The sequence below is a fragment of the Sphingopyxis sp. BSNA05 genome, from assembly GCF_013265645.1.
Lineage (GTDB): Bacteria > Pseudomonadota > Alphaproteobacteria > Sphingomonadales > Sphingomonadaceae > Parasphingorhabdus.
In genome coordinates, this window is the sequence record NZ_PYIA01000027.1 from 1 (window position 1) to 21,049 (window position 21,049).

Sequence of the window (21,049 nt, forward strand, 5' to 3'; positions counted from 1 at the left end):
TTTCCAGCATATAGCTCACGCCGGAAGGTGTCCGCGCATTATCCTCGAGCACATAGAACTCGCCCGGTCCGGTGCGGACGATATCGGTGCCGATGATATGGGTGTAAATCCCGCCGGGCGGATCGACGCCGATCATCTGCGGCAGGAAGGCGATATTATTGGCGATCAGCTCGACCGGGATCCGGCCTGCGCGCAAAATCTCCTGGCGGTGATAGATATCGTAGAGAAAGGCGTTGATCGCCTTGACCCGCTGCTCGATGCCGCGCGACAATTTGCGCCATTCGCCGGCCGACAATATCCGCGGGATGACGTCAAAGGGTATCAGCCGCTCGTCGCCCTCGTCCTCGCCATAGACGTTGAAGGTGATACCGGTCCGGCGGAAAAAGGCCTCGGCGTCCTCGGATTTGCGATGAAGACGCTTGGTATCTTCACCGTCCAGCCAATTTTTATAGGCAATATAGGGCTCGCGAGCGTTTCCGTCGCTACCCAGCATTTCATCGAACAAGCCATTTCCCCCAAGGCGAAGTGTGTAAACCTGTCCTCCCGCCGTCAGGCTACTGCAACAAGATGCTGATAGCAAAGGAAATAGCGGACTTCCCTGGATGAACGGCGCGAACGGAATATCTTGCTCCGCTCCTCTCTTGACGGACGTTACGGAATCCGTTCGCCATTGCGGTCCAGCCGATAGCCACGGATTTTCGGTCCCGGCTGCCTTTCGCAGCGCCACAGGATGCGAAGGAAAACAGCCTCCGTCCTCTCCACAATACTTTACTTCCCGGTGATATCGTCTAATCGCTGCTGCCAATAGTTTTGGAGATTATCATGCGTGCCGACGCGCAAGCCTTTGTCGACCGGATCGACGCCGCTCTTACCCTGATCAAGACCGCCCTCAACTGGGATGTTGCCTTGCGCCGTCTTGACGAGCTCAACGCCCGGGTAGAGGATCCGACCCTGTGGGACGACCAGAGCGCTGCCCAAGCGGTGATGACCGAACGCCGCCGCCTCGATGAATCGATCAGCGCGGCGCAGGAAATCCAGCAGGAACGCAACGACGCGCTCGAATTTATCGAGATGGCCGAGGAAGAAGGCGACAATGATCTAGCCGATGAAGGCGTCGCTACGCTCGACAAGCTGGCAACACGCGCCGACCGTGACAAGGTCAAGGCACTGCTGTCTGGCGAAGCGGATGGCTTCGACACCTATATCGAAATCCACGCCGCGCCGGCGGCACGGAAAGCCAGGACTGGGCTGAAATGCTGCTGCGCATGTACCAGCGCTGGGCCGAGGCCCGCGGCTACAAGGTCACCATGGTCGATTATCAGGCCGGCGACCAGGCAGGGATCAAATCGGCAACGATCGAGGTCAAGGGCGAGAATGCCTATGGCTATGCCAAGACCGAGAGCGGTGTGCACCGGCTGGTCCGCATCTCGCCCTATGACAGCGCCGCCAAGCGCCACACCAGCTTTTCCAGCGTCTGGGTCTATCCGGTGATCGACGACAGTTTCGAGGTCGAGATCAACGAGAGCGACCTCAAGATCGATACCTATCGCGCCTCCGGCTCCGGCGGCCAGCACGTCAACACCACCGACAGCGCCGTGCGTATCACCCACCAGCCGACCGGGATCGTCGTCGCCAGCCAGAATGACCGGAGCCAGCACAAGAACCGCGCCACCGCGATGGGCATGTTGAAAGCACGCCTGTTCGAGGCCGAACTGCAACGCCGCGAAGCCGAAGCCTCGGGCGAATATGAAGCCAAGACCGAAATCGGCTGGGGCCACCAGATCCGCTCCTATGTCCTGCAACCCTATCAGATGGTCAAGGACCTGCGCACCGGCCACACCAGCAGCGCCCCCGGTGATGTGCTCGACGGCGCCCTCGACGATTTCATCGCCGCGACGCTCGCACAGAAGGTGACGGGCGAAGCGGTCGATGTCGAGGATGTGGATTAAGGAGCTTTTGCCCCTGCGCAGGCAGGGGCCCATCTTCAGAAATACAGCCAGAAAACACTGGTTATAGATTAAGCTGCGCGGCAGATTAAACGCTGCCTCCCCTCCATTCCTTAACCTGGAAAAGACACGAGATGGCCCCCAGCCTGCGCAGGGGAACAAGACCATGCCCCCAACCCCGTTCGTCCTGAGCCCGTCGAAGGACCGCGTCCGTCCGAGAACCATGCTTCGACAGGCTCAGCATGAACGGCTAAAAGACGTTGGCGGACATGACCGCGCCAGCCTGAACGCGATCATCCTTCCATATCCTCCACCGGCAACGACACGAACTGCGCCGGAATACCAAGTTATGCCCCCACTCCCGTTCGTCCTGAGCCTGTCGAAGGACCGCGTCCAACCGAGAGCCTTGCTTCGACAAGCTCAGCACGAACGGAACGGTTCCACCTTATTTTTCAAGCCGCAAACCACCACCCGCGCACCCCCGCCACGGCTACACCACGCCCGCAAGCCGCTCCTAAATCCAACCCGAATGGAACCAATGGCCCGCCCAAAACGTAGGACAGGCAGACTCTACGCGATATCGACCCGCAGCTGACCATCATCACAGATACGAGACCTTGTCTCTGGCCAGTTCGCGCATGTCACGTCGCCACTCTTGGGAAGGACGCCGTCATATGGAAAGCACCGAACTTGTCGTAAACGGGAAAACGCACATGCTGGAGGCCGACAGCCGCGTCACCTTGCTAGATGCGCTGCGCAACCATCTCGGGCTAACCGGAACCAAGAAGGGCTGCGACCATGGTCAATGCGGGGCCTGCACGGTGATTGTCGAGGGCCGGCGGGTCAATTCCTGCCTGACCCTCGCATGCATGCATGACGGTGACGAGATTACGACAATCGAGGGTATCGGACAGCCGGACAATCTCTCGGCTCTGCAATCGGCCTTTGTTGCACATGACGGTTTCCAGTGCGGCTATTGCACGCCGGGCCAGATCTGCTCCGCCACGGCGATGATCGAGGAAGCCAAGGCCGGATGGCCGAGCTTTGTTTCCGACGATCTCGACGGTCCCGCAGAATTGAGCGACGAAGAGATATCGGAACGGATGAGTGGCAATCTCTGCCGCTGCGCCGCTATCCCAATATCGTCAATGCGATCCGTCAGGCCGCCGGAGAACAGTCATGAAGCCCTTTGAATATGCGAAAGCCACCGCGCGCGCCGATGCAACCGCCCAAGCAGCGAATAATGCGACCTTCATCGCCGGCGGGACCAATTTGCTCGACCTGATGAAGCTCGAGGTGATGGCGCCCGACAAGCTTGTCGATATCAACCGGCTCGATCTCTCCGAGATCAGCGAGACCGATGATGGCGGATTGCGGATCAGTGCCTTGGTGACCAACAGCGATTGCGCCGCCGACAAGCGCATCCGTGACAATTACCCTGTCCTGTCGCGCGCCATTCTTGCCGGCGCGAGCGGGCAATTGCGCAACAAGGCGACCACCGGCGGCAATCTGTGCCAGCGTACCCGCTGCTACTATTTCTACGATACCGCGATGCCATGCAACAAACGCGAGCCGGGTTCCGGCTGTCAGGCGATGGAAGGTTTCAACCGCATCCACGCCATTTTGGGCGCGAGCGACGCCTGCATCGCCACCTATCCCGGCGACATGGCCGTGGCGATGACGGCGCTGGATGCCCTGGTCGAAATCGAGGACAAATCCGGCGATATCCGACACGTTCCGGTGCGGGAATTTCACCTGCTGCCCGGAGACAATCCGGAGAAGGACAATATCCTCGAGCCCGGCGATCTGATCACCGCGGTGATCCTGCCACCTCCGGTCGAGGGCAAACAGATTTACCAGAAAGTCCGCGATCGCGCCTCTTATGCTTTCGCGCTCTGCTCGGTGGCTGCCATCGTAAAAATGGATGGCGACACAATAGCCAGCACCGCGCTGGCCTTTGGCGGACTGGCCCACAAGCCATGGCGTGACGAAGCGGTGGAAAAATTGCTGGTCGGCCAGCAGCCGTCCGCCGAACTGTTCGGCAAGGCCGCCGACCAATTGCTCGCCGAAGCGCAGGGCTATGGCAGCAATGATTTCAAGATACCGCTGACCAGACGCGTTCTGATTTCCGTTCTGAAAGAAGCGACACAGACAGGAGCCGCATCATGAACGCGCATCGGAAAATGGACAAACCGGACTCTCGCAACCGTCTGGATGATATGCGTCAGGAACTGGTCGGGACAGCGATGGACCGCCCCGATGGCCCGCTCAAGGTCTCCGGCCAGGCAACCTATGCGCACGAATGGGACGTCCCGGACATGGTCCACGGCGTGCTGGCGCGCGCGACAATCTCCAAGGGACGCGTCACCGATGTCGCCAGCGACGAGATTCTGGCGGACGATGCGATACACGCCGTGATCACCGACGATCGCCTGCTGCGCCGACCGGCGCAAGGCGGTGCCAATGAGGCGCCACCGCAGGGGTCGAAGCAGGTCGACTATTTCGGCCAGCCGATTGCCCTTGTCGTCGCCGACACATTCGAACAGGCGCGCCATGCCGCGAACAATCTGAAAATCGGCTATGAAACAGAAGGCAATGCGGCCTTTGACCCCGAGGCAGCCGGCACCGAAACAGACAAGCCCGAGGACGACCAGCTGGATCAGGGCGACCTTGATCAGGCGATGCGCGACGCCGCTTTCACCGTCGATCAGGTCTATCGTACACCCGGCCACAACAGCGCCGCGATGGAGCCGCATTGCGCGATCGCCAGCTGGGACGGCGACAAGCTGACCCTGCGCGGCAGCTACCAGATGCTGAATTTCAACATCAACGAACTGGCCGACGCGCTGCATATCAGCGCGGATAATATCCGCATGCTTTCCCCTTTGTTGGCGGCGGCTTTGGCTCGAAACTGGGTCTTTCACCGGAAGCCGTCGCGGCGGCTATTGCGGCGAAGGAAATCGGTCGGCCTGTCTGCGTAACCCTGTCGCGCCAGCAGGTTTTCGAAGCACCATGCGCCGCTCCGAAACCCGGCAGCATGTGCGGCTGTCCTGCGGCGAGGACGGTGTTCTGACCGGCCTCGGGCACGAATGCCTGGTATCCAATCTGCCGGGCGAGGAATTTTACGAACCGGTCACCCAGGCGACCCATTTCCTGTACGGCGGACAGAATCGCAAGCTCGGTATCGAAGTCGCGCGGCTCAACCGCACCTGCGGCGGCTCGGTCCGCGCGCCGGGCGAAGCGGTCGGCATGCAGGTGCTGGAAAATGCCATGGACGAACTGGCGGAAGCCGCCGGTATCGATCCGGTCGAGCTCAGAAAGCGCAATATTCCCGAACAGCATCCGGAGAAGGATATCCCCTATTCGTCGCGCCGGTTCACCGAAGCGCTCGACGAGGGCGCGAAACGGTTCGGATGGGACAAGCGTAACACAAAACCCGGAACCCTGCGTGAAGGCGACTGGCTGATTGGACACGGGATGGCGGGCGCAGCCGGATCAATGTCCTGTCCGAAGCCAAGGCCAAGGTTACATTGCTGGCAGACGGAAGCGCCGTGGTCGAAACCGACATGACCGACATCGGCACCGGAACCTACGCGATACTGACGCAGATTGCCTGCGACATGCTGGGTCTGCCGGCGGACAAGGTTGAAACGAAGCTTGGCGACACCGATTTTCCGGCGGGACCGGGTTCGGGTGGGTCCTGGGGGGCTTCCTCTTCCGGCTCGGCGGTCTTTCTGGCCTGCGAGGAAATCCGCCGCAAACTCGCCGACAAATTGGGCAGCGACGAAGGTGATCTCGATCTTGCAGACGGCAAGGCGGGAACGGGAGAGTCGGCGCGATCGCTGGCCGACATATTGGACGGAGAAGAGATTTCCGCAATTGGCCATATCGAACCCGGCAAGACGCTGGAGGACTGGCAACAAGCGACCTACGGTTCCTATTTTGCTGAAGTTGCGGTCAATGCGGTCACCGGGGAAACACGGGTAAAGCGGATGCTCGGCGTATTTGGGGCGGGGCGAATTTTGAACGAGAAGACCGCGACATCGCAATGCTATGGCGGCATGATCTGGGGCATCGGCAGCGCGTTGACCGAAGAGCTGGCCTTCGACAAGCGCGACGGCCATATCGTCAACCATGATCTCGCCGAATATCATATCCCGGTCAATCTGGACGTGCCGCAGATCGAGGTTGTGCTCCTCAAGGAGCGTGACGAATACGCCAGCCCGATCCAGGCCAAGGGAATCGGCGAACTGGGCATCTGCGGTGCTGCCGCCGCGGTCACCAATGCGATCTATAATGCGACCGGGATCCGGGTGCGGGACTATCCTGCTACGCTCGACAAGTTGCTGGCGGGATTGCCGGACGAAGAGGAATAATTTGGGAGAGCGGTTTGAACCTACCGGCGATAGCTGGCACGACGCGAAAACCGCTTTCCTACATGGTTGCGGATCATTATCCTGCTGCCCATAATGGAGGCAGAAATGACCCGCGGACCTTTTGAAAGACAATCGCCAACCGATCGCGCAGCCGCGCCGACTAAGTATATAATTTCTCAATATATTATTCTATATCAATACCTTATATAATTTTATTCACACAATATCTGTTTCAGCCTTAGGGGGTGTGACCCGTGTGACCCTGGTGCTTCTCGACCGGGCGCTACGCTTTATATTACCGGTCAATTTTTCAACCGACCATAAGCGCCAGCGCTTGAGACAATGCCATACCGCTGGAGGGGTGCAAACAGGGATTGAACCGGACGGTGCGCTCCCCTAGTCTTCCGGTAATGATGAATATCACCGCCCGGACCGCGCTGCCGCCTGCCCGCCTGATGGCCGGCCTGTCTGCCCTGCTGCTGCTGACCACGCCGCTCGGCGCTTGCAAACGGCTGCCCGACGAGGATGAGATGCGCGCAGAGACCGCGCGCGCCTATCCGCCGGCGTCGCGACCGGTGTCGGAACTGGCCGGCAACCAATGGTCGACCGAAACCGCCCGCGACAAGCGCGGCGAGGCCGAGGAGATCATGAAGGCCGCGGGGCTGGAGCCGGGCATGACGGTCGCCGATATCGGGGCCGGCGAAGGCTATTATACCGTGCGGCTGGCCGAGAAAGTGGGTGCGGCGGGCCGGGTACTGGCGCAGGACATCGACGAAGAAGCGATCGACCGGTTGGCCGAGCGCGTCAACCGGGAAAGCCTGGACAATGTCTCGATCAAGCTCGGCGCGCCGGACGATCCGCGGCTGCCGGAGAATAGTTTCGACCGGATATTCCTGGTCCACATGTATCACGAGGTCCGCGAACCCTATGCCTTCCTCTCGCGCCTGCGTCCGGCCCTGCTCGACAAGGCGGGAGATGATGGTGCCGGCGAGGTGATCGTGGTCGATGTCAACCGCGATGTGACGCAGCACGGCATACCGCCGAAGCAGCTGTTCTGTGAATTCGAGGCCGTCGGCTACGAACTGGTCGGCTTCATGGAGCGCCCCGAGCTCGGCGGCTATTTCGCGCGTTTCCGGGCCAAGGGCCTGCCATAAAGCCCGGCGACATCACGCCCTGCCCCTATCAGCGGGACAGCGGTTGATCTCAGCCGGTATTCAGTTGCGTGACCAGTTGGCTCCGCCGCCGCCGCGCCTTCCGCGCCAGCCGCCGCCAATGCCGCCGGTCCCGCCTCGACAGATCCCTGTCGCTCGCCCGTTCGGCCAGAATATCAATAGCCTGCTCGCCATATTTGGCGAAATAGGACTTTACCTCCCGTGCATCTTTCGCCCGACGATAACTTGTTTCAAAAAATCGAACATGGAGTGATTCCCGCAAATCAGATGCGACCCTGATGCGTGTCTCGCAGGTGCAACATATGAGATGTTACAATTGGTTTCAACACTATTTACCATAGTTGCACTGGGAAATAATGTGAAACAAATCGAGCGTTCGATTCCCGTCCGGGTTGTGACCTAACCCTCGTCGCCCATCTTCAGCGCCGCGATAAAGGCTTCCTGCGGGATGCTGACATTGCCATATTCGCGCATCTTCGCCTTGCCCTTCTTCTGCTTGTCGAGCAGCTTCTTCTTCCGGCTGATATCGCCGCCATAGCATTTGGCGGTCACATCCTTGCGCATCGCCGAGATGGTCTCGCGGGCGATCACCTTGCCGCCGATTGCCGCCTGCACCGGGATCTTGAACAGATGCCGCGGGATCAGGTCTTTCAGCCGCTCGCACATATGCCGGCCGCGCGCTTCGGCGGCGTCGCGGTGGACGATCATGCTCAGCGCGTCGACCGGATCGCCATTGACCATGATGTTCATCTTGACCAGCTGGCCGGTGCGCAGGCCGATCTGGTGATAGTCGAAGCTGGCATAGCCGCGCGAAATGCTCTTCAGCCGGTCGTAGAAATCGAACACCACCTCGTTGAGCGGCAGTTCGTAGACCACTTGCGCCCGGTCGCCGACATAGGTCAGATTCTTCTGCACCCCGCGCCGGTCCTGGCAAAGCTTCAATATACCGCCGAGATATTCGTCGGGGCAATAGATGGTCGCCTCGATCCACGGTTCCTCGATCTCGCGGATTTTCACCACATCCGGCATGTCCGCCGGATTGTGCAGGAACATCTCGCTGCCGTCGTTCATCTCGATCCGGTAGACCACCGACGGCGCGGTGGTGATCAGGTCGAGATCATATTCGCGGGTCAGCCGTTCCTGGACGATCTCCAGATGCAGCAGCCCCAGAAAACCGCAGCGGAATCCCTGTCCCAATGCCGCGCTGGTCTCCATCTCGAAAGTGAAGCTCGCGTCGTTGAGCCGCAGCTTGCCAATGCTCTCGCGCAATTTCTCGAAGTCTGCCGCGTCGACCGGGAACAATCCGCAGAAGACCACCGACTGCACTTCCTTGAAGCCCGGCAGCGGCTCGGTCGCGGGATTTTTCACCGTCGTGATCGTGTCACCGACCGCGGTCTGGCTGACTTCCTTGATCTGCGCCGTGATAAAGCCGATCTCGCCCGCCGCCAGTTCCGGCAGCTGCTCGATCTTCGGCCGCATGCAGCCGACGCGGTCGACCAGATGCTCGGTGCCCTGGGCCATGAACTTGATCTTCAGCCCCTTGGTGATCACCCCGTCGATCACCCGCACCAATATAACCACGCCGAGATAGGGATCATACCAGCTGTCGACCAGCATGGCCTTCAGCGGCTTGTCGCGGTCGCCGCCCGGTGGCGGGATCTTGGCGACGATCTGCTCCAAAATATCCTCGATGCCGATGCCCGACTTGGCGCTCGCCATCACCGCGTCAGAGGCGTCGAGTCCGATGATTTCCTCGATCTCGTTGCGCACCCGTTCCGGCTCGGCCGCCGGCAGATCGATCTTGTTGAGCACCGGAATAATCTCGTGATCATGCTCGATCGACTGGTAAACATTGGCCAAAGTCTGCGCTTCCACGCCCTGCGCCGCGTCGACCACCAGCAATGCCCCTTCGCAGGCCGCCAGGCTCCGCGAGACCTCATAGGCAAAGTCGACATGGCCCGGCGTGTCCATCAGGCTGAGCTCATAGGTCTCACCGTCCTTCGCCGTATAGTTCAGCCGCACCGTCTGCGCCTTGATCGTGATCCCGCGCTCGCGCTCGATATCCATATTGTCGAGCACCTGCTCGCTCATCTCGCGCTCGGTCAGCCCGCCCGTATGCTGGATCAGCCGGTCAGCGAGAGTCGATTTGCCATGATCGATATGGGCGATGATGGAAAATTGCGGATATGGGCCTGAGAATAAGATGGTTCGGTCATGGCCAGCCGTTAGCAGGGGCGCAAGCCCTTGTCAGCAGGAAACGTCCGCCCCGCGCCCGACATTTTCGCGGCGATTCCATCCCGTGCCGCCAATCGAACTTTACAAACTTTACACTGTTATGAATTTGAAACTTCCGGGGTTTTTCGGGCGGGATTTCGGCAGCAGCGCCGGCCCGCAATAGCCGTTTGTTCAGTTTCGGAGCAGAGAGGCTGAATGAGGAGAGAATGGGAAAGCAACGGGCAGCAGCGAGCCTTTCCGCTCCGCTTTTACAGATGGGGGCGGAGGAGGATTTGATTGTCAAAGAGCCGTCCAAGGATATGGCATAACGAGGCATGTGTAGGAAAGAGCGTTGAAGCCCCCATTTTCCTCCCTGCCGCATAGCGGTGGGGAGGTGGCAGCCGGAACGGCTGACGGAGGGGCACGTCCGGCAACAACAACACTCCGAGAATTACCCCGAACCTCAAGACCAGCGTCAAGCCCAACCGCCCCCTCCACCATCCTGCGGACGGTCCCCTCCCCACCGCTGCGCGGCAGGGAGGAAAGGACATTAAGAATGCGTAGTGAAAGAAATTTTGGGATTGAAGAGCTTGGTTCCCAAGCTATCTCCTCTCGCCGCAACCGTTCGCCAGTTAGTTGATATTTGAGGACAAGTGCGAAAGTTTGTCGATGACGTGTCCCAAATGTTCCGCTAGCAGCAGTTCATGAGCGCTGAACAAATACTTGAAGCATTTCTAAACTATGCCCGTGAGATCAGACATGCCCATGCGGCCAACCCCGATGTATCCGAACCGGCACTTGCACCTCGATTCCAGATTTTGGTAGAAACTCTTCTACCTCTTCTTCCAACAGCACCTGCACTAACCATTAGTCCCGAATTTAACAATCCAGGCGTCGGTCGCCCGGATATCGCGCTGATACGGCCCGGTCAGCCACCGCGAGCCTTCATTGAATTGAAGGCCTCCAGCAAGCATGCCAATCCGGAGCGTTGGACGACCGCCCACGACAGGAAACAATATGCCCGTTTCCAGGAACTGGCCCATTGGGCGACTTGCAATTTCGTCGATTTCTGCCTGTTTGAGCGGGATGAACAAGTGGGTCAGGCATCTATCGTACCCGAACAAGCTCTTAGGGCGGCAACATCCGATCATCGTGCTGCCGAGTTAATCGGAGAACATGATACAACCCGGTTCCTACAATTGCTCCAGCAGTTAGCCAACGCAGAACCACCAACCGCCCGAAATGCTAAAACCTGGCACATCTTATGGCGCATTCAGCCAGACTTGTTCGATCGATCGTTGCCGACCGTTTGGCCGATCTGGCGGATGCAGGCATTGAAGACGGGCCGCTCTTGCAAGTGCGCCAGACATTTAGGGACGCGCTTTATGCGCGACCTGAGGCGGGTGGTTACGCCAGCCGTGACTTCGATCAGTTATTTTCCGCAGCCTTTGCGCAAACATTAGCATTCGGCCTTTTGTTGGTTCGGGAAGATTCCGATGGTCCAGTTGACCGCAACGCGTGGGAGGATATGCCCGAAGAGCATCCTTTAATGCGGACAACGCTGCGCGTCCTCAGTCAACCGGAAGTCCGAGACGACATTGGCGTCGGATTCACCGTGATGCTCGATACGGTCAACAGTTTTGCTCCAGACATCTTGGCGCTCCGGGAAGATGGGTCGGACCCGATCCTATATTTCTACGAAGATTTTCTTGAAATTTTCGATCCTGCCGCACGTGAAAAATATGGCGTATACTATACGCCAATCGAGGTTGTTCGCTATATGGTTGGCGCACTGGATCGGGCTTGCGTGAAAATCTCGGAACCAATGGCTTGGCCGATCAGAACGTCACCATATTAGATCCCGCCACCGGCACGGGTACTTTCCTGCTCGGTATCGCTGAACGAGTCCGCGAGCAAGTCGAAGCCACTGGTGGCGCGGGTCTCGCCTCGCTCGCTCTACACGATCTTGCCCGGCGCATGTTTGGCTTTGAGCTATTGGTCGGTCCTTATGCCGTGGCACATTTCCGGTTGCACCGGGCGCTTTCGCATAGGCAAGATGAAGCCGAAAATACACCGCCAGAACTGCCCCGGCTAGGAATATATCTGGCAGATACATTGGCGCGGCCCAATGCCGAGGGCGCTCTTGGATCGATTGGTTGGATGGCCGATGGTCTGCGCGATGAAAGACGGGAAGCCAATCGCATCAAGAATGAACAGCCGATTTTAGCAATTATCGGGAATCCACCTTATCGGCGGCTGGAAGAAGGTGAACGTGAAACCCTGATTGGGCGTTGGATGGATGATATTTGGGACGACCTAAAGCAGCCTGTTAAAGATGCTGGAAAAGGAGGTGAACTCAAGTCGTTTCATGAATTTTCAATCGCCTTTTGGCGTTGGTCCATTTGGAAAATCTTCGAAGCGGACAATGCGCCGAATCGCGGCGTCGTTTCTTTCATCTCTAATCGTAAATACCTTACCGGTTGGACATTCGCTGGTTTGCGTAAAACGCTGCGAGAGCGATTTGATCGCATTGAAATCATTGATTTGCGAGGGGATGTCAGAGCTGGCGCGCGGGCCGGTGCCGAGGGAGATCAAGGCGTTTTCAACATTCAGGTGGGTACATGCATTACATTGGCAATCGCCGATGGGAGCAAAGAGGACGGTGCATTAGCCGAAATATTCTACCGTGATAGCTGGAGTGATATGCTGCTGAGGCGCACTTCCAAATTGAACTGGCTGCAAGAAGCGTCTGCGGAAGGTTCTGTAACCGATTTTGTAGGAGTAAACCGTGGATTATTGGACGATATGCGACCCGAACCGTTTCAAAATGGTGAATGGTTATCTCTTACTGAAATTTTCACATTCTATAAGTCTGGCGTAAAAACCGGCGATGACGACAATTTGGTAAAAACGATCCAGACTAATCTAGAACAATCGATCACGCCGCTCATCGCGCATCGTGACGATACAACATATGATGTAGAACTGGAAAGGCACTACGCATATCGACCACTCGATCATCGTTGGTTTTCAATGATCCAAAGATGCTAAACCGAAGAGGCCCTGAAACCCAAGCGGTATGGGGCGATGAAAACATAGGATTTTACGCGATGCCTTCCGGTACTCGAGCAGGTCCGGCTCTATGGTGTCATGGTTTGCTACCGGATTATCATGCATTCCGGGGCAGCTATGGTGGCTATGCTTTCCCTCTCTATGACCGTCGACCGGAAGAAAATGATATCAATCTCTCACCGCATTTACTCGAAGGTCTACATGCTGCCTATGGCGGCGACATGCCTGCAGAAGATATATTTGATGCGATTCTCGCTCTGCTGTCCGCAAACTCTTACACCATGCGTTTCGCCGAAGACTTGGAAGATGTCTTTCCGCATGTTCCGTTCCCTGCGGACCGGGAGGTTTTCAATCAGGCTGTTGCAATTGGAGCATCAATTCGTGCCGTCGAGACTTTCGCTCGGGCTCCCGATCGCAACTATGTAGCTACACGTTTGGAAACTCCGCCGACAGGAGTGCTGGGAGATACAGTTTTGCGTGATGGCGAGATAATTCTCTGTGCAGATGGTTCAGGCCGATTGACCGGCGTCACAGAAGCCGTCTGGAGTTTTGCCGTCAGCGGGTACCGAATATTGCCGCGCTGGCTAGATGCACGCGAGGGGCAGCCGGTTGATCTGGAACTGGTGGAACAAATCCGGGACATTGCCGCTCGGATTGCCGAACTTATTGACCTGTTCGACCAAGCCGATAATGTGTTGGAATCAACATTAGTAGATTGCCTGACGCGCGAAGCGCTCGGCTTTGGTGAAGAGGAAGCAGATGATGACGGACAAGACTGACCTGTTCGGCAACTCACAGCCGCAAGGCAGCCTCTTTGGTGACAGCGAAGATCGCATGAAACCTCCCGAGCGATCCTATCAACCCGAGCCGGAAAAATTCGCAAACGTCTGAACCGCTTGCTTAAAAAGGCGCGGGAAGCAGACCGCATGCCTTGGAACGAACGCGACGCGCGCATGTGGCAGACGGTATTTCCCAATATGGCCAACTGGCTTCCCGAGGAAGAAGCAGAGCAACTACGCTTTGAATTTCGACGTGAGATGGAGCGACTTTTGGAGGCTGCCTGATGGCCATCCATTCCCCCAGAAAATCCACCCCATGCGCACCCGCCTCGCTATTTGCCGCAAGAAAAAGCGCTTTGCCAGCGAGGCGGAGGCTATCGCGGCGGCCCTATCCGCGACCATCGATCTGCGCCCCTATGCTTGTGACCGCTGCTTCCAATATCATCTGACCAGGCGGACCAGGGGCAAGCGCCGCTTGCCTGCTGCCGTTTGAGGGCGCCCGCCTCGCGCCCGTTCACCGTCGCTCCGCGCCACCGCTAGCCTATCGCCCTGCCCCGGCACCCCACAGCCGCGCTCTGTCACAAACGTGAAATAAATATGCCATGAAAGGGCAACGCTCCGGTCATAGATCGCTCACCATCATGCAACGAAAATGCAATGGACAGGCGATTATGAAAAACCATATGCTCAAGACAATAGGCCTGCTGGCCGGGACCGCGGCGATCGGACTTTATCCCGCATCGGCCATGGCGGAGACGATTTCGGCGGAGCAGGCTGCGGCCCTGCTCAGCAAGCTGAACCAGCTCGAGCGCGAAGTCGCCGATCTGAAGGCGCAGCTCGGCAATGTGCAGCAGACGCAGCAGGCCTCGACCAGCGCGATCGCTGCGACCGAGGCCAAGCTGGCCGCGACCGAGGAAAAGCTGGAGCAGCAGAAGCCGGTCAAGGTCGCCTTCAAGGGCGCGCCGGAAATCAAGGGCGAAGACGGCTGGAGCTTCAAGCCGCGCGGCCGGATGCTCTATGACTTTGGTACCGTCAATGCGCCGGACTCAATCAACGACGCCGGCCTTGGCTTTGCCAATGAAGCGCGGCGCATCCGGCTCGGCGCGTCGGGATCGATCCCGGGCGGCTTCGGCTACAAGCTGGAGGCCGATTTTGCCGGCAACGAAATCGATCTGACCGACGCCTTCTTCACCTATGAAGACGGCGGCCTGACGGTGACGGCGGGCCAGCACAATACGTTCCAGGGATTGGAAGAGCTGTCGAGCAGCAACGACACCAGCTTCATCGAGCGCGCCGGCTATACCGATGCCTTCGGCTTCGAACGGCGGGTCGGCCTGTCCGCGCAATATGGCGTCTCGGACCTGCTGTTCCAGGCCGGGGTGTTTACCGCCAATATCGATGATCTCAACAATGACGAGAACAATAGCATCGGCATTGACGTGCGCGCCGTGGCGATGCCGAAATTCGGCGACACGCAGACCCATTTCGGAGCGTCCTACCATTATCGCGATCTGGGTGACACGGTCGGTTCGCGCCGCTATCGCCAGCGCCCGGCGGTCCATTTTACCGACACGCGCTTCATCGACACCGGCAATATCGCCGACGCGGAATCGGAGACCAGCTACGGGCTGGAGGCTGCGGTCATTTCCGGACGGTTCCACGCCGCGGCAGAGGGCCACTGGCTCAACCTGAACCGCAGCGGCGCGCTCGCCGATCCGACCTTCTTCGGCGGTTCGGTCGAGGCGGGCCTGTTCCTTACCGACGACACGCGCGGCTACAAGGAAGGCGTGTTCAAGGGCGTGAAAGTGTCCAATCCCGTCGGCCAGGGCGGTCTCGGCGCGTGGCAGGTCAATGTCCGCTATGACCGGCTCGACCTGGTCGATGCCGGCTTTGTCGGGGGCACGCAGGATGCCTATCAGGCGTCGCTTATCTGGACCCCGGTCGACTATGTCCGCTTCCTGCTGAGCTATTCGAAACTGGATTATGGCAACGCGGCGATCCTCGCGGCGGGCGATGGCGACTATAATGTCGATGCCGTTGCCGGACGGTTCCAGATCAGCTTCTGATCCGTATGATCTGCGCCGGGCGGCGGCTGTTAACCTAGGTTGATGGCTGCTGCTCGTCCCAGATGGTGCCGACATCGTCACCCTTGTTGCGATCCGGCATCTGCCGTCCGGTTTCGGCAAAATAGGTCAGCTCCGCGATATTGGTCGCATGATCGCCAATCCGCTCGAGATTTTTCGCGATGAACAGCAGATGCGCGGATTCGCTGATATAGGCGGGATTTTCGACCATATAGGTAATGATTGCGCGGAAGATACTGGTGTAGAAATGGTCCAGCGTCTGGTCCCTCGCCCAGACCGACACCGCCAGATCCGCGTCGCCGTCGGCATAGGCCTTGAACGAATCCCGGACCAGTTCGGCCGCGATATTGGCCATCGAGGGCAGCAGCGAGGCGGGCTCAACCTTGCGGCTGGACTCGGCCACGAGCGGTACCCGCTTGGCGATATTCTTGGCATAGTCGCCGATCCGCTCGGCGATGCTCGAAATCTTGAAGGTCGCGATCAGATGCCGCAGATCGTCCGCCATCGGCGCGCGCAAGGCGATCGTCTGGATCGACAAGGCATCGATCCGCCGCTCCAGTTCGTCAATCTCGCGATCATCCGAGACCACCGCTTTCGCCAGCGCCAGATCATTGTGCGACAGCGCCTCGATCGACCGGACAATCGCCGCCGTGCTCTTGTCGCCCATCTCCAGCACCATCGCCCGAAGATCGTGAATTTCCGCGTCAAAGGCGGTCACGGTATGCTGGGAGGTGCTGAGATTCATCGGGTTTCCTTGTGGCGGCTTCGCCCATTGTAACAAAAATGTCATATAAAAGACAATTGATTTGCATTTGCAGGCCGTCGCGCGGCGAGGATCGGCGCGCCATTGCCCTCCCGGGTCGGGCCGTCCCACCCCTTTCGCGGACAATAAAAAGGGGGCCGTTGTTGCCAACAGCCCCCGGATCAGGACCGATATTGTCTAGTTCGGGGCATGATCCATTTTGAGATCAGGCGATAAGGGGCGCCTATTTCAAAACATCCTTGGTCAGCAGCGGCAGATTTTTCACTGTGTCCTGCATCGCGGCCCGGGTTGCATCCGGCGAAGCGATCAGGCCCGCCTTGACCAGATAGCCGTCACGGGTGCCCGCGTTGACAAATTCCGTGATATATTCCTGGATGCCGGGGATCACGCCGACATGCTGTTTCTTCACATAGATGTACAGCGGCCGCGCACCGGGATATTCGCCCGACGCAATCGCGTCATAGGCAGGCTTGACCCCGGAAATGACGATCCCGCGCACCGTGTCGAGATTTTCCTCGAGAAAGCTGTAGCCGAAGATGCCGACCGCATTGGGGTTGGATTTCAGCTTCTGGACGATCAGATTGTCATTCTCGCCGGTGTCGAGATAGGGACCGTCGGTGCGGATCTCGTGGCAGATCGCCTCATATTCGTCCTTGTTGCTGTCCTTGAGCGCCTTGGTCGCGGGATCGGTTTTGCAGCCGACTTCCATGATCAGTTCGGTCAGCGCGTCGCGCGTACCGGAAGTCGACGGCGGGCCGTATACACTGATCGGCATGGAGGGCAGCGCGGGATCGATATCCGACCAGTTCTTGGTGGTGTTTTCCTTGCCGAACGGCTTGGCCGCAATAGCCTTGTAAATCTGCTCCGGGGTCAGGGCAAAGCTCGGACCGTCATTCGATTGCGCTACCGCGATACCGTCGATGCCGATATTGATTTCGACAATATCCGTCACACCGTTTTTCTGGCAAAGTTCAAACTCGGACGCTTCATCCGGCGCGAAGCATTTTCGATATCGGGTGTGTCCGCGCCGACACCGGAGCAAAACAGGCTCATGCCCGCGCCGGTTCCGGTCGATTCCAGTACCGGCGCCTTGAAGCTGCCAGCGGTGACAAAATTTTCCGACACGGCCTTGGCGAACGGAAAGACGGTCGAGGATCCGACGATGCGGATCTGGTCCCGGCTTCCGCCGCCGCCACTGCTGCCGGCCTGGTTTTCACAGCCGGCCAGCGCCAGTGCGGACATCGCGATTAGTGCAAATTTCGTTTTCATCAAAAATTCCCTCGTTCAAGGTTGATTGCACACGGAAAATGCCCGTGCGACCTCTCGAACAAGGCGTCTACTGCCGCTCAATGACTTTTGAATTACAGAATTATTTCATTAATATTGCACGCGGCCCGGCCGCGACCAATATTCTATCGGGGGAGCCGCTTCATCGCTTCCAGGGGCGGACTATCGGGCATTGGATGGAACAGTTCCACCCGCTCGAAACCCAGGCTGTTGTAAAAGCGCCGGTTGGCCGGATTGCTGTTTTCCAGATAGGCCATCGTACCCGTGCGGTCACAGGCATCGAGAACCGGCTGGATCAGTCGCCGGCCGAGCCCCCTGCCCCGTCCGGCGCTGGCGACACCGACGGTGAACAGATAGGCGTGCGGCTCTTTCGGATGATGTTTTGCCATCGCCTCGCCGGCTGCCTTGCCGCGCATCAGCGCACCCCAGCCACCGCTGGCAAGCAGCCCCCAATAGGTCTGCACCATCCCGGCCAGGGAGGCATCGGCCTTGTCGCCGGGCATCAGCCACATCGCCGCCGCACGGCCTTCGCCGTCTTCGCGCAGTATCTGGCAAAAGCCGTTCGGCGCGTAGATATGTCGCGCGAGACCCGAAAAGGTCCGCTTCATCGGATCAAAAGCGCCGAACAACCAGCTGTTGAACGGATCGTCGCGAAAGGCATCGGCGGTGATATCGGAAAGAGCTGCGACGCTCTCGACCCCGACGGTGGCGATACCTTGCCCAAGCACGATGTCCGATGCCGTCAGCATCGGCGTCAAGACCGTGCGGCGCTAATAAATGCCGCCTTCAGCCTGCAGGAATTCGTCGTCATTCTGCGCCGGCCCGCGGTTACGGCTGGCTTCCAGAGCCCGGGCCCGCGCTGCGGCCTGCTCGGCAAGCAATTGCGCCTTGCGGGCTTCCAGCCTTGCCAGAAGCTCGTCCTTGCGGATCGACCGGCGGGGTTCGGTTTCGGGCTTGAATACATCCCAGATCACCGCTGATTTGGGATCGTCGGTGGGCCAGCCACCAAAGATGCGCTTGCCGGTCTTGCGATCGACGCGCACCATCCGTACGCCCTTCGGCGCGACAAAAGGAGTTTTCGGCATGCCCGCCATCGCCCGTTCGGCGAAGCGGCGGAAGACAGGCGCGGCCAGCGTGCCACCCTGAGCATAGCCGCCCATATTGCGCGGCTGGTCATAGCCGAGATAGACGCCGGCGACCATGTCGGGCGAACCGCCGACAAACCAGACATTGGTCGGGCCGCTGGACGTTCCGGTCTTGCCGAACAGCGGCCGGTCGAGACTTTTCAGATTTTGCGCGGTGCCGCGGGTGATCACACCCTGCAGGATATCGATCATCTGATAGGCGGTCATCGGGTCCATCAGCTGTTTTCCGGCGGGGCGTGGACGCGGCATCGGCTCGCCGTCCCAGTCGCTCATGTTGCACTTATCGCAGACCCGCTTGTCGGCGCGGAAAATCACCTCGCCCTGCCGGTTCTGGACAAAATCGATCACCGTCGGCTTCAGTTCGCGCCCGTGGTTGGCGAGCATCGAATAGGCGTTGGTCAGTTTCATCACCGTGGTATCGCCAGCACCCAGGGCGAAGGCGAGATAGGGCTGATATTCGCCAATCCCCATGGTCTTGATCGTTTTCACGACATTTTCCATGCCGGCATCATTGGCGGCGCGCACCGTCATCAGGTTGCGCGACTGTTCGACGCCCCAGCGCAGGGTCTGCTCGCCGGCACCCCGCGAATTGCCGAAATTGCGGAAACATTTGCGGCCAAGCGAAGCGGACTGGTAAACACAAAACGGGCTGTCGGCGATCAATGTGGCAGGTGTCATGCCATGGTCGAGCGCAGTCGCATAGACAAAGGGCTTGATCGTCGAACCGGGCTGCCGTTCCGCCTGCGTCGCGCGGTTGAACGAACTCATCCGGTCGTCGAATCCGCCCTGCATCGCCCAGATCCGGCCGTTGCGCGGATTTTGCACCACCATGCCGCCCGAAACTTCCGGGACATTTTCGAGCCGGTAGCTGCTGCCACCCTGCGGGCTGACAGCGATAATGTCTCCAGCCTTCAAGGCGCCCGGAACGGAATTTATCCGCCCCGTGGTCCCGTCGGTAAAGCCGATTTCTGCGCCGCCACCGGTCCGCCGGATGGCCACGGCAATCCGCCAGTTGGCATAATCGGTATTGATGAAGGTCGACGCGAGACGCTGTGCCCATTGCTCGTCCATCTCGATCTTGTTGATCGGACCGCTCCAGCCCTTGCCTCTGCTATAGCGCAGCAAGCCCCCGCGCAGGGCGTCCTTGGCATATTCCTGCAGTTCGGGGTTCAGCGATGTGCGCACCCAGAGGCCGCCGGAATAGACGCTATAAGGGCCTGCCTTTTCATTCTCGCCAAATTGCTCGATCAGCTGGCGCCGGACTTCCTCGATAAAATAGCCTCCGACCCGCTCGAAGCGCGGACCGGAACGCGAAATCGCGCCAAGCGGCTGCGCGATCGCGGCCTTATGCTGGGCGTCGGTGATCCAGCCATTTTCCAGCATTTCGCCGAGCACCCAATTGCGCCGGTTGATCGCCCTCTGCTCGTGCACTTCCGGACGATAGTTGGACGGTCCCTTGGGCAAGATCGCCAGATAGGCGATTTCATGCAGCGTCAGCGCATCGACATCCTTGCCGAAATAAGCCTGCGCGGCAGCCTGCACGCCATAAGCGTTGCGACCGAGAAAAATCTGGTTGAGATAAAGTTCGAGAATCTCTTCTTTCGTCAGCACATCCTCGATCCGGTAGGCCAGAATCGCTTCACGGACCTTGCGCCGATAGGAGACCTCGCTGCTCAGCAACAGATTCTTCGCCACCTGTTGCGTGATGGTGGAGGCACCGACGGGCCGGCCGCTTCGGGTGATGTTGGTGACCATCGCGGTCGCGATACCGGGATAGTCCAGCCCGCCATGTTCAAAAAGGTGCGATCTTCCGCGGCCAGATAGGCGCGCACCAGCAGCGCCGGATATTCCGAATATTCCAGCTGCACGCGCCGTTCGCGGGCATAGCTGTGCACCGGTTCTCCGTCATAGGCGCGGACCATTGTCGGCAAGGGCGGTTCGTAGGATTGCAGCGCCGTGGCATCGGGCAGATCACGGGCGAAAATGAGCCAGATCAGCAGCCAGCCCAGCACACATAGCGCGAGAAAAGCGACAAGCAGCCGAAACCATTTCTTCTGCCAGAATCTTTCGATCCGCTCGAAAAAACTGCCCGTGCTTCGTTCGAGCTTGTAGGCGAGACTTTCTCCAGCCGTATCTGACGCATCATTTACCATAGGCTGCGCTATCTAAACCGGCTCGCAACCATTTTCCAGCGATTATCGATGAAAAGCG

General features: G+C 58.9%; 17 protein-coding genes and 3 pseudogenes. 13 read left to right on the forward strand and 7 right to left on the reverse strand.

Annotated features, from left to right (window positions below; genetic code table 11):
- On the reverse strand, positions 1-493 hold a 493-nt coding region (locus tag C8024_RS03305; protein WP_173202958.1), incomplete at its 3' end, for a circularly permuted type 2 ATP-grasp protein.
- A gap of 329 nt (positions 494-822) precedes the next feature.
- On the opposite strand from C8024_RS03305, the gene prfB reads away from it, so the two are divergent.
- The 6 genes and pseudogenes from prfB to C8024_RS03330 all read left to right on the forward strand — a co-directional run bounded on the left by prfB (position 823) and on the right by C8024_RS03330 (position 7,476).
- A protein-coding gene (gene prfB / locus C8024_RS03310; RefSeq protein ID WP_173202936.1) for a peptide chain release factor 2 occupies positions 823-1,949 on the forward strand; the annotation gives its coding sequence in 2 pieces (ribosomal slippage) (positions 823-1,219 and positions 1,219-1,949; 1,128 coding nt in all).
- A 671-nt stretch (positions 1,950-2,620) separates the two neighbouring features.
- Positions 2,621-3,139, forward strand: coding sequence for a 2Fe-2S iron-sulfur cluster-binding protein (locus C8024_RS03315; protein WP_173202937.1), 519 nt, complete (start codon positions 2,621-2,623; stop codon positions 3,137-3,139).
- A complete protein-coding gene (locus C8024_RS03320; protein ID WP_173202938.1) occupies positions 3,126-4,115 on the forward strand; it encodes a xanthine dehydrogenase family protein subunit M in 990 nt (329 codons plus the stop codon). Before C8024_RS03315 ends, C8024_RS03320 begins: the two co-directional genes overlap by 14 nt.
- Before the next feature lie 77 nt (positions 4,116-4,192).
- Positions 4,193-5,516: pseudogene (locus tag C8024_RS22835) on the forward strand (xanthine dehydrogenase family protein molybdopterin-binding subunit).
- Positions 5,498-6,322, forward strand: a complete 825-nt coding sequence (locus C8024_RS22840; protein ID WP_367947129.1) for a xanthine dehydrogenase family protein molybdopterin-binding subunit — start codon at positions 5,498-5,500, stop codon at positions 6,320-6,322. The pseudogene C8024_RS22835 and the gene C8024_RS22840 overlap by 19 nt, the downstream one beginning before the upstream one ends.
- A gap of 530 nt (positions 6,323-6,852) precedes the next feature.
- A complete protein-coding gene (locus C8024_RS03330) occupies positions 6,853-7,476 on the forward strand; it encodes a class I SAM-dependent methyltransferase (RefSeq protein ID WP_254305517.1) in 624 nt (207 codons plus the stop codon).
- Between the two features lie 417 nt (positions 7,477-7,893).
- On the opposite strand, the gene lepA is transcribed toward C8024_RS03330, so the two are convergent.
- Both lepA and C8024_RS19930 read right to left on the reverse strand, forming a co-directional pair.
- Positions 7,894-9,699, reverse strand: a complete 1,806-nt coding sequence (gene lepA / locus C8024_RS03335; RefSeq protein WP_173202960.1) for a translation elongation factor 4 — start codon at positions 9,697-9,699, stop codon at positions 7,894-7,896.
- A gap of 869 nt (positions 9,700-10,568) precedes the next feature.
- Positions 10,569-10,802 (reverse strand): hypothetical protein, encoded by a 234-nt coding sequence (locus tag C8024_RS19930; RefSeq protein ID WP_217271964.1) that lies wholly within the window; start codon positions 10,800-10,802, stop codon positions 10,569-10,571.
- A gap of 170 nt (positions 10,803-10,972) precedes the next feature.
- Here C8024_RS19930 and C8024_RS03340 point away from each other — a divergent pair, with 170 nt between their 5' ends.
- The 7 genes from C8024_RS03340 to C8024_RS03365 all read left to right on the forward strand — a co-directional run bounded on the left by C8024_RS03340 (position 10,973) and on the right by C8024_RS03365 (position 15,625).
- Positions 10,973-11,566, forward strand: a complete 594-nt coding sequence (locus C8024_RS03340; RefSeq protein WP_173202939.1) for an SAM-dependent DNA methyltransferase — start codon at positions 10,973-10,975, stop codon at positions 11,564-11,566.
- Positions 11,512-12,759 (forward strand): hypothetical protein, encoded by a 1,248-nt coding sequence (locus C8024_RS03345; protein WP_173202940.1) that lies wholly within the window; start codon positions 11,512-11,514, stop codon positions 12,757-12,759. Before C8024_RS03340 ends, C8024_RS03345 begins: the two co-directional genes overlap by 55 nt.
- Entirely contained in the window at positions 12,732-13,559 is an 828-nt protein-coding gene (locus C8024_RS03350) for a type ISP restriction/modification enzyme (protein ID WP_173202941.1), read from the forward strand. The genes C8024_RS03345 and C8024_RS03350 overlap by 28 nt, the downstream gene beginning before the upstream one ends.
- Entirely contained in the window at positions 13,543-13,671 is a 129-nt protein-coding gene (locus tag C8024_RS22475; RefSeq protein ID WP_302051580.1) for a hypothetical protein, read from the forward strand. Before C8024_RS03350 ends, C8024_RS22475 begins: the two co-directional genes overlap by 17 nt.
- 5 nt (positions 13,672-13,676) lie before the next feature.
- Positions 13,677-13,844 carry a hypothetical protein gene (locus tag C8024_RS03355; protein WP_173202942.1) on the forward strand — a complete coding sequence of 56 codons (168 nt, stop codon included), beginning with the start codon at positions 13,677-13,679 and terminating at the stop codon, positions 13,842-13,844.
- A 31-nt stretch (positions 13,845-13,875) separates the two neighbouring features.
- Positions 13,876-14,052, forward strand: coding sequence for a hypothetical protein (locus C8024_RS03360; protein ID WP_173202943.1), 177 nt, complete (start codon positions 13,876-13,878; stop codon positions 14,050-14,052).
- 178 nt (positions 14,053-14,230) lie between these two features.
- Entirely contained in the window at positions 14,231-15,625 is a 1,395-nt protein-coding gene (locus tag C8024_RS03365; RefSeq protein WP_254305516.1) for an OprO/OprP family phosphate-selective porin, read from the forward strand.
- 34 nt (positions 15,626-15,659) lie between these two features.
- On the opposite strand, the gene phoU is transcribed toward C8024_RS03365, so the two are convergent.
- The 4 genes and pseudogenes from phoU to C8024_RS03385 form a co-directional block, all read right to left on the reverse strand.
- On the reverse strand, positions 15,660-16,388 hold the full coding sequence (phoU, locus tag C8024_RS03370) for a phosphate signaling complex protein PhoU (RefSeq protein ID WP_173202944.1): 729 nt from the start codon (positions 16,386-16,388) through the stop codon (positions 15,660-15,662).
- A 241-nt stretch (positions 16,389-16,629) separates the two neighbouring features.
- Positions 16,630-17,675 (reverse strand): annotated as a pseudogene (locus tag C8024_RS03375) (substrate-binding domain-containing protein).
- Positions 17,676-17,818: 143 nt separating this feature from the next.
- Positions 17,819-18,442 (reverse strand): GNAT family N-acetyltransferase, encoded by a 624-nt coding sequence (locus C8024_RS03380; RefSeq protein WP_173202945.1) that lies wholly within the window; start codon positions 18,440-18,442, stop codon positions 17,819-17,821.
- Between the two features lie 21 nt (positions 18,443-18,463).
- Positions 18,464-20,991: pseudogene (locus tag C8024_RS03385) on the reverse strand (penicillin-binding protein 1A).
- Positions 20,992-21,049: the final 58 nt, after the last annotated feature.